The sequence below is a fragment of the Halomonas sp. DQ26W genome (assembly GCF_003339685.1).
In the GTDB taxonomy this organism is placed as follows: domain Bacteria; phylum Pseudomonadota; class Gammaproteobacteria; order Pseudomonadales; family Halomonadaceae; genus Halomonas.
The window spans coordinates 39,325-51,593 of sequence record NZ_QPKI01000020.1; the positions used below are offsets into that span (position 1 = coordinate 39,325).

A 12,269-nucleotide genomic window follows, 5' to 3' on the forward strand; every position below is an offset into this window, starting at 1 on the left:
TGCGGCACGAACTGTGCCCAAGTAATTTGAAATGTAACAGCACCGGAAGTCGGGGAACGTCAAAAGACTGACGCAGGTCAACATAAATTAGGCGATCCGCTCTATCGCAACGAACCGCCCCGTATCGGAAAAGGTCAGCCTGAAGCGGCCATGTACCCCATCCTGGGTTACCACCCGGCGCAGTGCCTCGGCGGGAAAGACGACGCATCGACCGTCCAGGCTGTGAGCCATTACCTGCCCCACCCTGCCCTCGTAATGGGCCAGGCAAGCATCACGGGAAAGTTCGATCACCACGTCGATGGTGGGCATGGTTCGTCAGGTTACCGTCACCGAAAAAGTCACCAACACTCTATCCTATTCGCGCCGACGTTACGGAAACTCTCCTTGCAGGCGTCCACTGTCATTGGCCCCGAGGCCTTCCCTACCTGCAGGGTCACCGATGATCAAATAAGCTATAAGAGTTATCCTTTGCTGTCAGCAAGAGGACTTCTGCATCGCCACCAGCCGCTCGTGCAGCATCTTGGCCTTCTCGATGGCCTGCGCCTCGCCGTCATCCAGCGTCAACACCGGACCTTCACCGGTAGCGGCACCGCTCTCCTCGCTTTCCCGCATCGCCTGCATATCTTGCGAATATCGCGTGAGCAGATGCTTGATGTTCAGGCGAATGGCAAACAACTCGAGCTCCATCGTATCCCGCTGGTCACGGCGCCGCGCCTGCTCCAGCGGCTCCTCCGTCGCCTTCACTATCGCCAGCAGGGTATTGTCGATCATCACCTCCGCCGCCTTCAGCTTCGGCAGGATGTTGTAGACCACTTCATGCAAGGTAATCCGTTGCCGTTCATTCATTCTCCCTCCTCTGTCATTGGCCCTGCCGTTGGAAGATCGAGCATCGCCAGCGTATAGGTACGCTGGTCGTTAACGGCCTTGGCATAGATATCAAGGAGCCGCTGGTAATCTGCCGGCATCTGCTCGTCCATGCCGGCCTCTTCGAAACGAACCAGCGTGGCGCGAGTCTCGACGATCAGGTTTTCCAAATCACCGAGGACTTGTTCATATTCATCCATCGTCATGGCCGGCTACTAATAAAAAACAGGCGCCACAAGGGCGCCTGGAGGGTCTTGAAGGGTGGAGCAAAGCCTGCCCCACCCGATCAAGTGCCAGATTAACCCAGCAGAGACAGCACGTTCTGCGGGACCTGGTTGGCCTGTGCCAGAACGGAAGTACCAGCCTGCTGCAGGATCTGCGCGCGGGTCATGTTGGCCACTTCCACCGCATAGTCGGCATCTTCGATGCGCGAACGAGCGGCAGCGAGGTTGGTCTCGTTGGTGCTCAGGTTGTTGATGGCATCCTCGAAACGGTTCTGAACAGCACCTAGTTCGGAGCGCAGGCTATCGACCTGATTCAGCGCTGCGTCAAGAGCAGCCATCGGATTTTCGGTGGCGAGAACCTCCGGCTCAGTGGTAAGAGCGTCGTTTTCTAAGTAAACCGTATCAGTATCAGAGGTCACAGCACCTTCTGTATCAACGGCGTACGCTACGGTATCGATTGAGGCAGTGAAGGCTCCATCTGCACCATCCGGATCATCGATAATCGCACGAAGTGCGTCTTCTGTGATTTCATTCCCTGCAGTGTCACCATCAGCCAACCAGCCGTCAGCGTTCAACGTATATTCGACTGTTGCGACGGTGACAGTGTCACCAACCGCAGTTGCAGCAAACAAATCATCGGCAGTAGCCTCCGGAGCGCTTACTACACTGAAGCCATCCAACTCCAGAGTTCCACGATTCATGGCGGACAAGTTGACATCAATAGTCTGCCCATCCTGAGAGCCTACTTGGATGGTCAGTGTCTCAGCGTTTTCAGACAACACTCGGGTGCCGTTGAAATCAGTCTCTGCAGAAATACGGTCAATCTCGTCCAAACGCTGATTCACTTCATCCTGAATGGACTGAAGATCGTTTGCGGAGTTAGTACCATTAGCTGCCTGAACGCTCAACTCACGAATACGCTGCAGGTTGTCGTTAACCTGATTCAGACCACCTTCCGCAGTCTGGGCGACGGAGATACCATCGTTGGCATTACGCTGGGCCTGTGCCAGACCATTGATCTGGGCGGTCATGCGGTTGGCGATGGCCTGACCGGCGGCATCATCCTTGGCGCTGGCAGACAGCAATTCTGCAAGCATCTGATTCAAAAGCATCAATAATGATACTAATAGTATCTTACTAGTGCTTTCTACTCATTTTCTACCGATACGACCGATAATGTCCTCACCATAAACTCATGGAATTATCATAAGTTACTGATTCAAAACGGCATTATCTGAGATAGGCGTTCTACTGGCTTTCTTCGCCTGGTGGCAGCTTGGCTTTCAGCTGTGCCAAGGCATCTTTAGCTTTCTGAGCCTTCTTGCCCTGTCGGGTATGGACCCCTACTCCTTGCTGAGTGCGGTCCTGACGGCGCTTCCCCTGGTCAGCTAACTGCTCCATCAAGGATTCAAGGGCTTGCGGTTCAAACTCGATATGAACGCTATCCGAGTAGAGGGTGTCGACCTTAACTCCTATCTCTCTTAGCTTTTTCAATATGCTGGAGTAGGAGTCCAGCCGCATGGCGACCTCCATCGTCTCTGCACGGGCTATAGTCGGCTTCGATACCCCGACAAGCGATGCGAACTCAGCCTGGTTGAGTCCTATGGCTCCGCGTACAGCACGCAGCGCTACGGCAATCTTGAGGTGGGCGTCGGTGTCATCGCTCAAAGCCAAGGCTCCAGTGATACTAGCAGTATCTTAAGTATAGACAGGTTATCTGCATCGTGATACTGTTAGCATCACGAGGTGACAACCATGCCAAAAATTAAACTCACACAACCCTTTGTAGCAACTGCTTCCTGCCCTACAGGCAAGCAGAAGGTCGATTATTTTGACACAGAAGTGTCAGGGCTGCTGCTGAAGGTGATGCCCACTGGCAAGCGATCCTACTATCTGCGGTTCAAAGATTCTCACAGCCGATCTTGTGAGCGTTCTATGGGCCTGGATGCCAGGGTAGTGAGCCTCAGTGAGGCGCGCCAGCAGGCAAAGCACCACCTAGCCGAGCTGATGCTGGGCCGTGACCCCTTCGCTGCCAAGCAGACGAGGCGTGAAACCCCCACGCTCAATGAGTTCATCATCACCACCTACCTGCCTCACATCAAGGTGAGGAAGAGGAGTTGGAAGGTCGATGAGACAGCTTTCCGGCTCCACATCCAGCCGACACTAGGGAAGCTGTACATGGATGAAATCAATATACAAGATGTGAACAACCTTGTGAATGCTCATGCCAAGACGTTTAAGCCAGCCAGCACGAACAGGATGCTCAATGTGCTCCATCGACTTTTCGTGTGTGCCATGGATTGGCAAGTTCCTGGTGTCACTGAGAACCCCGCTGCCAAAGTAACAAAGCTGAAGGAAAACAACCAGCGAGACAGGTATCTCACCAAAGAGGAGTTGAGGGCATTGTGGTCGGAGATGGATGCATCAGAGTCCACTTATATCACTTCAGCTATCAAGTTCCTCATATTGACCGGTGCAAGAAAGTCAGAAGCGGTGAATGCCACCTGGAATGACATAAATTTTCATAAGTGTCAGTGGACGATTCGCGAGAACAAGTCCGGAAAGACTCGTCATGTTCCACTCTCTGATCTTGCCATTGATACACTGAGACAGGTGGAAAGAATTCCTGGGTGTGATTACATCTTCCCTAACCCGAAGACGCTCATGCCTTACAACAACCTGTTCCACACATGGAAGAATATTCGTGAGGCAGCCGGGATTCCTGATATGCGAATCCACGATCTGCGTCACTCCTATGCTAGCTTTATGGTGAACAAAGATGTTTCCATCTATGTTGTCTCAAAAATCTTAGGACATTCCAATGTGGTGACGACGAAACGGTATGCTCACCTGGACAATAAGAATCTAGTGAAGTCAGCTAACACAGCAGGAGATTATATCAAGGATGCTACTGCCATTCCTGTCGAGTTGAATCAAATGGGCATTGAGGATGATCAGGAAGAAGCCCTACTGATTGGGGAAATTGCCTGAGGTAGTTTCAGGCTTTCTCCCCGTGAGACTGCATTGATCCCATGGAATGGTGTGTTCTAGGTTGTGTTTCATCTGCTTGGTCATGTACCTGACACACTCAGAAACATCTAGCACCTTCTTGATCCACTCATCAGATGAGGATGCCAACGCTGGATTGCCTGCTGAGGAGCTGGATTGCAACCAGCATTGGATAACAGCATCACGGATGCGAAAGCTATTTCTCTTCTCTTCATTCAGGATGTAAGGCGTGGGGTTTTGAATCATCATATGAACATGAAGAGAGTTATCCATGGCGCATTTCTCTATCACAGGTAAGGCAACCACTCTCTTGTTAGATCTACGACCAAAGGCCTCGGCACTTAGTTTATTGAGGAATTTCTCAATAGCACTATTCACTTTGATTTCATCATACATTGAATACTTGAAAGTTAGAGTGACAAAGAAGTCCCAGTCATATTGAGCCAACCAATACTTGATTTCTGTGATAGCCTGATGCTTTCTTTTCTCTTGATTAGTGAGTATAATGCCATCAGCTTTTGCTTTGCTGAGAATGCTTTTGTACATGGTGAATTTCCTTTTGTGAATAGAGAAAAAACAGAGAATTTATTTTCTCCTGGTTTTCTTTTCTATGTAATATTTTAATACATCAGAATACTCATTCTTTATTGATAATAGGATAAACAAGACACCCTTTATGGCACCTGCAGCACTTCCAATTATCAGGACATCCACGGATCGCAAATCGCCTAAAGCGTTAGATGCTGTGGCTGTCAGGGTATATTTATGCACCTGAGCGCCAGGGCTTCACCATATGTCTCAGAACAGACGCCGCATCAAGCGGAGCCAACCCAAGACAACCGACGAAGGGCGCTATCAGCTGGTCGCCAAGGTTGATCAATATCGGGAGGTTTACCCAGATACCCCCCTGGATGACACCTGCCACAGCTGTGGAGTCTCCCCGAGCAATTACCGGCGATGGAAGGCCATGCTTGACGATCACCCTGAATATCACGAACAGGGCATCATCCCTGCACAAAGCCAGCGACCAAAGCACCTTGCGAGGCAAACCAGCGACACCACTAAGCAGCGAGTGGTAGAGGAAGCCAGCAAGACACACCACACATCTGCCAGCAGCATTACCGCTCAGCTCAAGAGTGATGGCATCCCTATCGGCAAAGGGAAGGTAATTGAGATTCTGGAGGAAGCAGGGCTGTACGGCACCATCTATAAGACGAATGCAACAGGTGAATACAAACAGCGGAGAGGGCTATTCAGACTCTGCGAGAAGCGCCAGCAAGGCGCATAGGCGAGAGATAAAACGTCGGAGCTAGGGTAAACCGACCAAAAAGCTCAACGAGCCTTACAGGCCAAAACAAAGGCGCCATGATGACCATTCAGATACGCGAGACCATTTATTATCAGGGCGAAAAGCTGGATATTGTCGGCTACCCTCCCCTGCCGAAGAAAGATCCCAGAGTGATATACATAGAGGGTCGTAGGGTTGACTCCATCCTTGATCTTACTAATACCACCATGTGCTGGCGCCGGTACATTGGCACCTGGAGAATTGAGGATAAAAAGCTGTACCTCTGCCACCTGGAGGGCTGGTATCAAATGACGACTTCTGAGCCAATACTGGCTGAGTGGTTTAGTGGCATCCTGACCCTGGACACCTACCAAGACAATAAAGCCGTCAACCTTTTTGAGGTGGAGATAACCAAAGGCTATGTGGTGAGCGAAAAGCGTCTACAGCAGCCATAGGAGAGACGATCTCCAGTGAGACAGGTGATGAGCTAGCATTGGTATAGAAAGTCGCTTAGGGTGCCTTGCAGCGCCGTTCAGCCCAGCATCGCCCGCGTATGCTCACGCTGCTTCTTTACAGCGTCATCCACAATGTTCAGCAGCTTCTCGTAATCCTCGGGCATCTCTTCCTGCATGCCGGTGGCGTCGAAGCGGTCGATGGTGCGCTGGGTATCCTCGATGACGGCTTGCAGCTCATCGATCACGCGCTGGTGGTCGTCGGGTGTCATGGTCACCTCGTTTGCAGCTGGTGGGCACGGACATACAGGCGCTTGGCGCGTTCAATGGCCATGGCTTCAGCGTCGTCCATGATGAGGATCGGACTGCTGAAGAACTGATCTCCCCGGTTTGCCGCCTCCAGCTGATCTTCATAGCGCTTGAGCAGGTGTTCAAGGTTAAGGCGAATCATGGTCATTTCCAACGCGAACTCGTCCTGCAGTACGGTGAGCCGATGACTCTCCTCCTCATCGTCGCAGGTCGCGATACGCTTCTTGAGGGTGGAGTCGATCAGGCTTCGTGTGGCACGTAGCTTGGGCAAGACATCGCGCATCAGCTCGCGGGCATCGATCTGGTTCATGGCGGTTAGCCGTATTCCTCAACCCGAAAGTAAAGAAACCGGCTCCACAAGGGAGCCGGTTCTGTGTGATCCCTTCAAGGAAGGACCAAGGGGAAGAAAAGTGTCCTCCCCCAAGGATCAATCTTAGCCCAGCAGAGACAGCACGTTCTGCGGAACCTGGTTGGCCTGGGCCAGCACGGAGGTACCGGCTTGCTGCAAAATCTGGCTACGGGTCATGTTGGCCACTTCAACCGCATAGTCGGCATCTTCGATGCGCGAACGAGCAGCGGTCAGGTTGGTCTCGTTGGTCTGCAGGTTCGTAATAGCAGACTCAAAACGGTTTTGGACAGCACCCAACTCGGAACGAAGACTGTCAACATTACTCAAAGCTTTGTCAAGAGCTGCAAGGGGGCCTTCCGTAGCGACTTTTGTGGCATCGTCGGTGAGATGAGTAACAGCTTCAGCATCATCTGCAACTGTCACTGTTAGCACAGCTGGATTGGCGCCGTCAGCATCAACAGCAGAAAGAGTAGCGGCGTAAAACTTGGTTTCTTCGCCAGCAGTTTCACTTTTTACAAACATATTGCCGTCAGAGTCTTTTACCAAAGTATTGGTATCAGCTCCGTCAGCGGGCGAGCCGGCCACGTCATAGGTTACAGTATCCGCAGCGAATTCCTTATCGCCATCCGCAGTACTTGGAGCAGTTGCAAATGAGTACTCCTCACCACCAACAGTAAGGGTGCTACCATCTGTAGTAGCGACATCTTCTGCTAGAACCTTGTTGACATTAAAATCAGCTAAACCAAGCGTGACGGAGTTAGTTGCAGAAAAATTAATATTAATGCTCTGACCATCTTTTGCGCCTACCTGAATCGTCATGGATTCAGCGCCGTCTGCCAGCACATTAGTTCCGTTAAAGTCAGTTTCGCGAGAAATGCGATCGATTTCTTCTAAACGTTGGCCGATTTCATCCTGAATCGAGTTCAAATCATCTTGAGAGTTGGTGCCGTTCTGAGCTTGTACAGTCAGCTCGCGTACACGTTGAAGGTTGTCGTTAACCTGGTTGAGGCCACCCTCAGCCGTCTGCGCCGCAGAAATACCGTCATTGGCGTTACGCTGCGCCTGACCCAGACCAGTGATCTGAGAAGACATGCGGTTGGCGATGGCCTGACCGGCCGCATCATCCTTGGCGCTGTTGATGCGCAGGCCGGATGAGAGACGCTCCATGGAGGTCTGCAGGGCGTTCTGGCTCTTCTGAAGATTGGACTGGCCAATCATGGAAGTAATGTTGGTATTGATCACGGACATGTGATGTTCCTTCCTGTCGTTGAGGGCTCCATTGGCGGGCCCGCTGATCTTGATCGTGCGTTCCTGTCTACCGGACCCGCCGCAACGGCGCCGTTGGCCGTTACCCTGATTAACGGCCGCTTTCGGAAGGACTTTAGGGAATGGGCGAAAAATTTTTCTTCGGATGTTGACAGACGAGCCGGCAAAAGCGCCTGCAGGCGGGGAGATCGGCGCTCTGCGCCACCGAGATGCCGTCATTGGCGTTGTGTGCCGCCTGATTGAGCCCGTTGATCTGGGCGGTCATGCGGTTGGCGATGGCCTGGCCGGCCGGATCGTCGCGGGCACTATTGATACGCAGGCCCGACGACAGGTGCTGCATAGCCATTCCTGATTACGACTCAGCAGGCGCCTGGTGGAGGCCGCAGGCCTCCCGGCGGTGTTGCCGGTATTCGCGACGACAACCAACCTTTCAGCCTCCGCCGAGGCGCCTATCGGCGCCAGTCGCGATGGGGACCAGCGCTCCAACAGCGGCTCTCTCCACCAACGTTGCCACGCCGCTGTCGGAACAGCTTCAGCTCACGACTGGAGGCCGCCGGCCTCCCGGCGGTGTTGCCGACGCCAATGATCACCGCCAACGCGGCGGCCTCCACCAAGTGTCGTCACGCTTGGCCTTCCCCTCAATTAAAGACATCACAATATCCTTTATAGTCCAATTCTTGCTATAATGGTTAGCATAATATCCATTGAAGAATTCATGCATGCGCCTCTCCCTTCTCACCGCCAGCGATGTCCAGCACGACCTGGCCAAGACCATTCGTCGTCGACGGCGCGAGCTGAAGCTTTCACGCGACGCCTTGGCCGAGCGCAGCGGGGTGCCGGCACCGACGATCAAGCGGTTCGAGACCACCGGGCAGATTTCGCTGCGCCAGTTCCTGCTGCTGTGGCAGAGCGTGGACCGGCTGGAGCGCGTGGCGGCGCTGGCAGTTCCGCAGCCGAGCACACCGCAGAGCATCGAAGAGGTGCTGCGCGATGACTGACTTCGTTCCCGTTCGGCAACTGGAGGTGCTGCGCCGTTTCAGCGACGGCCGGCAGACACGCGTCGGCCGGCTGGCACAGAATCGCCAGGGTGTGTTCTTCCAGTATGACGCAGCCTATTGCCGTGGGTTTCACAACCTGTCGCCGTTTCAGCTGCCATTCGACACGCGGTTGCATGCCGCACCGCCAACCCCTCACAAGGGACTTCATGGTCTGTTCGCCGACTCGCTGCCGGATGGCTGGGGGATGATGCTGATGGATCGCCTTTTTCGTCAGCACGGCATCTCGCCTCATGACCTTACGCCCATGGACCGCCTGGCTTTCGTTGGCGATCATGGCATGGGAGCCTTGAGCTATCGCCCGGTATCTGACCTGGTCGCTTCCAGTGAGCCCGCCCCCGGGAGCAGCCTGGGCGAGCTGGGAGAACAAGCCCGCCGGCTCTTCGAAGGCCAGACCGATACCGTACTCGCCTCCCTGGCCCAGGCCGGTAGTTCGGGTGGGGCCCGCCCCAAGGTACAGGTGTATCTTTCGCCAGGTGACAGCGAGCAGGCCAGCACCAGTCCACGCGAAGGGCTAGAGCCTTGGCTGGTCAAATTCACCTCGGGTACGCTGGCATTGGGGCATGAGGAGGGGCTGTGCGAGGCAGCCTACCTGACCCTTGCCCATCGTGCCGGCATCGATACGCCCGACTGGAAACTGATTACACCGCCCGAGGGCTCCCCGGCACTTGCCTGGCTGGCGCTGCGCCGCTTCGACTGCAGCGCGCAGGGGCGTTACCACATGAGCAGCGCCTGCGGGTTATTGGACGCCGATTTTCGCTTTCCATCATTGGATTACGAAGACTTGATCAAGGCCGGCCAGGTCCTCTGTGGCAGCCCTGCCGTCGGGAGAGCGCTGTTTCGTCGTGCCCTGCTCAATCTCTTCGCCTGCAACCAAGACGATCACAGCAAGAACTGGGCCTTTCTTCTCGATGACGAAGGCCAATGGCGCCTTGCTCCCGCCTTTGACCTCACCTTCAGCCCCAGTCCTTATGGTGAACACGCCACAGCGTTCAAGGGACACGGCAAGCAGCCGCCACTCAAGGCAGTACAGTTCCTGGCCGATCAGGCCGGCTTCACTCGCTGGAGCGAAGCAAGGCAGGCGATAGAAGACATCGTGACGGCGATAAGCGGCTGGGATGGCGTGGCGAAAACGCTTGGCGTCAGCATCCGAACACGCCGGGAAATACAGCGGCGGCTGAACGTCATTCAGAAGGAAAACCGCCCACTATGGGGCGGCTGAACGATCGGCTCGCGGGATCGCCCGAAAGGGCTAGCGCTTTAGGCTTGGGCGCTGCGCCGTTTCAGCGACGGCCGCCAGCTGTCTCCCCTGCATCAGGCCGCAGATTCCGCCATCAGGCTTTCATAAGGGATGTGCAGGCCATCATGTAGCCGCTTGATCATGCGAAGGCTGAGCTTGCGCTTGCGGTTGAGCACCTCGGAGACTCGCCCGCTCGAGCCGATGTAGGGTTCAAGATCGCGCTGTGTCAGCCCCTGCTGCTCCATGCGAAATTTGATCGCCTCGATGGGATCGGACGGCCCGATGGGGTAATGCGCATCTTCGTACTTCTCGATCAGGATAGAGAGCACTTCCAGCTCGTCCGCCTCCGGCGTACCGTCTTCAGCCCCCCATAGGGCTTCCATACGGACAAAAGCACGCTCGAGGTCCGCTTCGGTGTGAATAGGCTGTATGTTCATATCGTCGCTGCATCCACTTGATCGTACTGGGCATGAGTGCCAACGAAACGTATCCAGGCAATTTGCTGCGCATAGCGTATTGCTACGATAACCCGGTACTTGTTTCCTCCGACATTGAATACGACTCGACCACCCTTGAGGATACTGGCCGTGCGAATATCCGCTTTCAGCGCTTGCGGCGTTGCCCAGGATGCCCTCAGCATCATGTTGTACCACTCGGTGAGAGGCGTTTCGGCATCTGCGTGATTCTGCTGCCAAAACTGACGCAACGTCCTTTTTGCGATAACCCTCATGCAACCTCCCTTTTTGGGAGAAAATTTAGCACCTCCCATTATGGGAGTCAAGGGCAGTCAATGCTCAGGCGCCCCCCCCTCACTCCCGCCCAAGCTGGGCATTCATCATGTCGAACTGCTCGGTAAGATACGAGCTGGTCTGGTTCATCTGCGCAATCATGCTGTCGAGCTGGCCGAACTGGGTGCGGTAGCGCTCGATGGTGGTGTTGATACCTTGCTCCATGCGGCCATAACGGTCGACCAGGCTTTCGATGCGGTTCTCGGCACCTCTGATCGAGTTCTCGACCACCCCGTTGCTGCTCATCAGCTGCCCCAGGGTCTCGTTGAGCTGGTTTGCCATGCCGGGCGTTTCACCTTTACCGGCGAAGAATTCACCCAGCGCATCCATGTCTTCGCCGATCACCAGGTTGAGCCGGTCCTCGTCCAGCGCCAGGCTGCCATCGAGCTGCAGCGAGATACCCACATCCGCCAGCATGGCGAGCGCCCCCTCTTCGCCGCCGCCCTGGGCCACACCACCGGCCAGGTCGGCGCGCAGCCGCGACTCCACAGTTCGTAGGGCGCTGTCGCCTAGCAGCTCCCCGGCCTGCCCCGTTTCGCTGTCGAAGGCGGTCAGCTCGCCGGTGGTGCCCTTGAAGCTGTTGTAGGCCGTGACGAAGCCAGCCACCGCCTCACGCACCGCACGGGTGTCGCGCTCCACGTTGACGGTGCTGCTGCCCTCCTGCGTCAGGCGCAGGGTGACGTCCTGGATCGCGCCCTCTACCTGGTTGGAAGCGCTGATGATGGGGATGCCGTTGACCTCGAGGGAGGCATCCTGGCCGGCCTGGGCAATTTCTTGATCCGTCAATGCCACGTCAGGGGCCACAATATCCGCGAAACCCACAACCGTAATCGACGCTTGCTCGCCGGTCTCATCCGACATCAGTGCCAGGCGATAGCCCTCGCCGTCGTTGACCACGGAAGCGGTAACCGCCGCTTCGGGGTCGGCATTGATAGCGTCGCGGACATCCTCCAGCGTACTGCCGGCGGCAATGGTCACGCCGCGATTCAGCTCGTTATTGCCGAACTCGAGGGTCAACGTCTGTTCGCTGTCGGTCAGCTCGGTTTCCAGGGTGTCGACCCGCTGGGTGGCCAGGCTGCCCGCCGTGGCCAATGCGTTGATGGTGACATCGTAGCGCCCCGGGGAGGCGTCGGAGCCGGCGGCGGCCTGTAACGCCTCGCCGCTGACCTCGGCAGAGAGACTCTGAAAGAGGGAGGGATCGTCCAGGGCATTCACCGCAGCCTGGAAGCCAGAGAGTGCACCCTGCAATTCACCGTAGGCCGAGAGCTGCACCTGCTGCGACTCGATCTGTCGTTCGATGGGTTCGAGTTTGCCGCGTTCGGCGTCGTTGAGCTGGTCCAGTAGACCGTTGAGGTCCAGGCCGGAGCCAATGCCGAGGGAGGAGATGCTGGCCATGAGAAACTGCCTTGCGCCGATGAATTCGGG

Annotated in this window: 17 protein-coding genes and 1 pseudogene; 5 read left to right on the plus strand and 13 right to left on the minus strand. The window is 55.4% G+C overall.

Annotated features, from left to right (window positions below; translation table 11 throughout):
* Positions 1 to 87 precede the first annotated feature (87 nt).
* From DU490_RS11550 to DU490_RS11570, 5 genes are all read right to left on the minus strand, one after another.
* Positions 88 to 309, minus strand: a complete 222-nt coding sequence (locus DU490_RS11550) for a DUF2835 domain-containing protein (protein ID WP_114574442.1) — start codon at positions 307 to 309, stop codon at positions 88 to 90.
* Between the two features lie 165 nt (positions 310 to 474).
* Entirely contained in the window at positions 475 to 846 is a 372-nt protein-coding gene (locus tag DU490_RS11555; RefSeq protein WP_114574443.1) for a hypothetical protein, read from the minus strand.
* Positions 843 to 1,070, minus strand: a complete 228-nt coding sequence (locus DU490_RS11560; RefSeq protein WP_114574444.1) for a hypothetical protein — start codon at positions 1,068 to 1,070, stop codon at positions 843 to 845. Before DU490_RS11560 ends, DU490_RS11555 begins: the two co-directional genes overlap by 4 nt.
* A 92-nt stretch (positions 1,071 to 1,162) precedes the next feature.
* Positions 1,163 to 2,200, minus strand: a complete 1,038-nt coding sequence (locus DU490_RS11565; RefSeq protein WP_114574445.1) for a FliC/FljB family flagellin — start codon at positions 2,198 to 2,200, stop codon at positions 1,163 to 1,165.
* Between the two features lie 136 nt (positions 2,201 to 2,336).
* Complete coding sequence (locus DU490_RS11570; RefSeq protein ID WP_114574446.1) at positions 2,337 to 2,756, minus strand: helix-turn-helix domain-containing protein; 420 nt, start codon at positions 2,754 to 2,756, stop codon at positions 2,337 to 2,339.
* A gap of 87 nt (positions 2,757 to 2,843) precedes the next feature.
* Here DU490_RS11570 and DU490_RS11575 point away from each other — a divergent pair, with 87 nt between their 5' ends.
* Positions 2,844 to 4,079, plus strand: a complete 1,236-nt coding sequence (locus tag DU490_RS11575) for a site-specific integrase (protein ID WP_114574447.1) — start codon at positions 2,844 to 2,846, stop codon at positions 4,077 to 4,079.
* On the opposite strand, the gene DU490_RS11580 is transcribed toward DU490_RS11575, so the two are convergent.
* On the minus strand, positions 4,056 to 4,643 hold the full coding sequence (locus tag DU490_RS11580) for a hypothetical protein (protein WP_114574448.1): 588 nt from the start codon (positions 4,641 to 4,643) through the stop codon (positions 4,056 to 4,058). The genes DU490_RS11575 and DU490_RS11580 overlap by 24 nt on opposite strands.
* 421 nt (positions 4,644 to 5,064) lie before the next feature.
* Between DU490_RS11580 and DU490_RS11585 the strand changes: the two genes are divergently transcribed.
* Both DU490_RS11585 and DU490_RS11590 read left to right on the plus strand, forming a co-directional pair.
* Entirely contained in the window at positions 5,065 to 5,385 is a 321-nt protein-coding gene (locus DU490_RS11585; protein ID WP_114574449.1) for a hypothetical protein, read from the plus strand.
* Between the two features lie 80 nt (positions 5,386 to 5,465).
* Positions 5,466 to 5,840, plus strand: coding sequence for a hypothetical protein (locus tag DU490_RS11590; protein ID WP_181870026.1), 375 nt, complete (start codon positions 5,466 to 5,468; stop codon positions 5,838 to 5,840).
* 77 nt (positions 5,841 to 5,917) lie between these two features.
* On the opposite strand, the gene DU490_RS11595 is transcribed toward DU490_RS11590, so the two are convergent.
* From DU490_RS11595 to DU490_RS11610, 4 genes and pseudogenes are all read right to left on the minus strand, one after another.
* Positions 5,918 to 6,109 carry a hypothetical protein gene (locus DU490_RS11595; RefSeq protein WP_114574451.1) on the minus strand — a complete coding sequence of 64 codons (192 nt, stop codon included), beginning with the start codon at positions 6,107 to 6,109 and terminating at the stop codon, positions 5,918 to 5,920.
* A 2-nt stretch (positions 6,110 to 6,111) separates the two neighbouring features.
* Positions 6,112 to 6,456: a hypothetical protein gene (locus DU490_RS11600; RefSeq protein WP_114574452.1), complete on the minus strand. Its 345-nt coding sequence runs from the start codon at positions 6,454 to 6,456 to the stop codon at positions 6,112 to 6,114.
* Between the two features lie 123 nt (positions 6,457 to 6,579).
* Entirely contained in the window at positions 6,580 to 7,743 is a 1,164-nt protein-coding gene (locus tag DU490_RS11605) for a FliC/FljB family flagellin (protein ID WP_114574453.1), read from the minus strand.
* A gap of 205 nt (positions 7,744 to 7,948) precedes the next feature.
* Positions 7,949 to 8,104, minus strand: a pseudogene (locus DU490_RS11610) (flagellin FliC); the annotation flags it as partial.
* Between the two features lie 376 nt (positions 8,105 to 8,480).
* Here DU490_RS11610 and DU490_RS11615 point away from each other — a divergent pair.
* Positions 8,481 to 8,759, plus strand: a complete 279-nt coding sequence (locus DU490_RS11615; protein WP_114574454.1) for a helix-turn-helix transcriptional regulator — start codon at positions 8,481 to 8,483, stop codon at positions 8,757 to 8,759.
* Complete coding sequence (locus tag DU490_RS11620) at positions 8,752 to 10,038, plus strand: type II toxin-antitoxin system HipA family toxin (protein ID WP_114574455.1); 1,287 nt, start codon at positions 8,752 to 8,754, stop codon at positions 10,036 to 10,038. The genes DU490_RS11615 and DU490_RS11620 overlap by 8 nt, the downstream gene beginning before the upstream one ends.
* A gap of 92 nt (positions 10,039 to 10,130) precedes the next feature.
* On the opposite strand, the gene DU490_RS11625 is transcribed toward DU490_RS11620, so the two are convergent.
* The 3 genes from DU490_RS11625 to fliD form a co-directional block, all read right to left on the minus strand.
* A complete protein-coding gene (locus DU490_RS11625; RefSeq protein WP_114574456.1) occupies positions 10,131 to 10,493 on the minus strand; it encodes a type II toxin-antitoxin system HigA family antitoxin in 363 nt (120 codons plus the stop codon).
* On the minus strand, positions 10,490 to 10,786 hold the full coding sequence (locus DU490_RS11630; RefSeq protein WP_114574457.1) for a type II toxin-antitoxin system HigB family toxin: 297 nt from the start codon (positions 10,784 to 10,786) through the stop codon (positions 10,490 to 10,492). The genes DU490_RS11625 and DU490_RS11630 overlap by 4 nt, the downstream gene beginning before the upstream one ends.
* Positions 10,787 to 10,865: 79 nt before the next feature.
* The gene (gene fliD, locus DU490_RS11635) at positions 10,866 to 12,239 is read right to left on the minus strand and encodes a flagellar filament capping protein FliD (RefSeq protein WP_114574458.1); all 1,374 of its coding nucleotides are present in this window, start codon (positions 12,237 to 12,239) and stop codon (positions 10,866 to 10,868) included.
* Positions 12,240 to 12,269: the final 30 nt, after the last annotated feature.

Excerpts from the sequence above, each read along its gene's own strand:
- DU490_RS11550 (WP_114574442.1), bottom strand. The coding sequence starts at position 309 with ATGCCCACCATCGACGTGGTGATCGAACTTTCCCGTGATGCTTGCCTG.
- DU490_RS11555 (WP_114574443.1), bottom strand. The coding sequence starts at position 846 with ATGAATGAACGGCAACGGATTACCTTGCATGAAGTGGTCTACAACATC.
- DU490_RS11560 (WP_114574444.1), bottom strand. The coding sequence starts at position 1,070 with ATGACGATGGATGAATATGAACAAGTCCTCGGTGATTTGGAAAACCTG.
- DU490_RS11565 (WP_114574445.1), bottom strand. The coding sequence starts at position 2,200 with ATGCTTTTGAATCAGATGCTTGCAGAATTGCTGTCTGCCAGCGCCAAG.
- DU490_RS11575 (WP_114574447.1), top strand. The coding sequence starts at position 2,844 with ATGCCAAAAATTAAACTCACACAACCCTTTGTAGCAACTGCTTCCTGC.
- DU490_RS11580 (WP_114574448.1), bottom strand. The coding sequence starts at position 4,643 with ATGTACAAAAGCATTCTCAGCAAAGCAAAAGCTGATGGCATTATACTC.
- DU490_RS11585 (WP_114574449.1), top strand. The coding sequence starts at position 5,065 with ATGCTTGACGATCACCCTGAATATCACGAACAGGGCATCATCCCTGCA.
- DU490_RS11590 (WP_181870026.1), top strand. The coding sequence starts at position 5,466 with ATGACCATTCAGATACGCGAGACCATTTATTATCAGGGCGAAAAGCTG.
- DU490_RS11595 (WP_114574451.1), bottom strand. The coding sequence starts at position 6,109 with ATGACACCCGACGACCACCAGCGCGTGATCGATGAGCTGCAAGCCGTC.
- DU490_RS11600 (WP_114574452.1), bottom strand. The coding sequence starts at position 6,456 with ATGAACCAGATCGATGCCCGCGAGCTGATGCGCGATGTCTTGCCCAAG.
- DU490_RS11605 (WP_114574453.1), bottom strand. The coding sequence starts at position 7,743 with ATGTCCGTGATCAATACCAACATTACTTCCATGATTGGCCAGTCCAAT.
- DU490_RS11615 (WP_114574454.1), top strand. The coding sequence starts at position 8,481 with ATGCGCCTCTCCCTTCTCACCGCCAGCGATGTCCAGCACGACCTGGCC.
- DU490_RS11620 (WP_114574455.1), top strand. The coding sequence starts at position 8,752 with ATGACTGACTTCGTTCCCGTTCGGCAACTGGAGGTGCTGCGCCGTTTC.
- DU490_RS11625 (WP_114574456.1), bottom strand. The coding sequence starts at position 10,493 with ATGAACATACAGCCTATTCACACCGAAGCGGACCTCGAGCGTGCTTTT.
- DU490_RS11630 (WP_114574457.1), bottom strand. The coding sequence starts at position 10,786 with ATGAGGGTTATCGCAAAAAGGACGTTGCGTCAGTTTTGGCAGCAGAAT.
- fliD (WP_114574458.1), bottom strand. The coding sequence starts at position 12,239 with ATGGCCAGCATCTCCTCCCTCGGCATTGGCTCCGGCCTGGACCTCAAC.